2 protein-coding genes are annotated in these 1,275 nt (G+C 70.0%); one reads left to right on the top strand and one right to left on the bottom strand.

Translation table 11 applies throughout. The annotated features are described in order from the left end of the window. Positions 1 to 883 (bottom strand): FtsK/SpoIIIE domain-containing protein (locus KZA10_RS15570; protein ID WP_256934954.1); only part of this gene is annotated, 883 nt, incomplete at its 3' end. Between the two features lie 60 nt (positions 884 to 943). Between KZA10_RS15570 and KZA10_RS18345 the strand changes: the two genes are divergently transcribed. Then, the coding region (locus KZA10_RS18345) for a hypothetical protein (protein WP_256934951.1) at positions 944 to 1,275 on the top strand (332 nt) is incomplete at its 3' end.

Below are 1,275 nucleotides of genomic sequence, written 5' to 3'. Positions count from 1 at the left end.
GCCCGTGCCCGCGCGCGCTCGCGTCGCCCGCCAGCATCGCGGCCGCGTCCGTGCCGATCATGAGTCGGCTGTCTGCGACGTCTCCGACCCGCAGACTGATGCGAAGGGGGCAGTTCGCGGCCAGTGCGTCTCTGATGACCCCGGACGCACGCTGCGTGCCGATGATGAGATGCATGCCGAGCGCGCGGCCGCGGGCTGCGATGTCGGTGAACACCGCGCCCAGGTCGGGGTGTTCTGACAGCAGGGCCGCGAACTCGTCGACCACGATGACCAGCCGCGGCATCGAGACATCACGCACATCACGAACTCCCGCAGCGGCCAGCACCGCCTCTCGCCGCCGCAGCTCCGCCGTGAGGCTGGAGACGCCGCGCCTGGCGCCCTCCTCGTCGAGGTCGGTGATGACGGCGACCACCTGCCGCAGCGCGCGCAACGGCTCGAATGCGGTGCCGCCCTTGAAGTCGGCGAGCACGAAGGTCACGCGATCCGGTCCGTTCACCGATGCGATGGCTGTGACCCAGCTGACGAGCAGCTCGCTCTTGCCCGTCCCCGTCATACCGGTCACGATCGCGTGCGGCCCGTCGCCGACGATGTCGACCGTGATGCTCCCCCTCTCACCGCGACCGATCGTCGCGGCCAATCCGTCTGCGTCCTGAGGCTGTGCGAGCTCGGAGAGCGACGCCGCGTCGGGGAGCACATCGACCTCGTCGCCCCGATGCGCGAGCTCTGCACCCACGGCGCCTGCCTGCGCGAACGACAAGCACTCGACAGCGATGGCGATCAAGCCGTTCGGGGTGCGCAACGTCCCCCGTCGCGGTTCGATGATGTCGATGACCGTCGTGATGCCCTCTGGCACGTCCTCTTCGACCGAGGCCAGCCAGATCATCGCATCCGCCTGCGGCCGTCCCTCAGCGGTGGAGCCGACCCCCACCCGGAAGCCGCCTCGATGCCCACGTCGCGTATGCGGGAGACTCTCGAACCCGTAGGCGGAGAGGGCGGCACCGCCCGGATCTGCGCCGACCAGGGACAGTTGTGCGGCGCTGAAGCGCAGACACAGCTGCACGATCAGGGCCCTCGCCGCCGCCTGGGTCAGCGGTCGTGGGCCTCGGAGACAGATGCCTCCACCGATCGGCACTGCGATCGGCGCATCCTCGACCACACCGCATCGTTCGCGGAACTCCCGCCCACGGGCATCATCTCCGCCGCTGCAGCGCACCTCACTGGTCGCCCCGCCTGCGCCGACGACTACGGGTGTGATCGCGTCGAGCGGTTGAGCGC

This window comes from Microbacterium sp. BF1 (assembly GCF_019279095.1).
Lineage (GTDB): Bacteria > Actinomycetota > Actinomycetes > Actinomycetales > Microbacteriaceae > Microbacterium > Microbacterium maritypicum.
The sequence above is the reverse complement of the archived record's forward strand: the minus strand, read 5'-3'. Positions and strand labels throughout refer to the sequence as shown.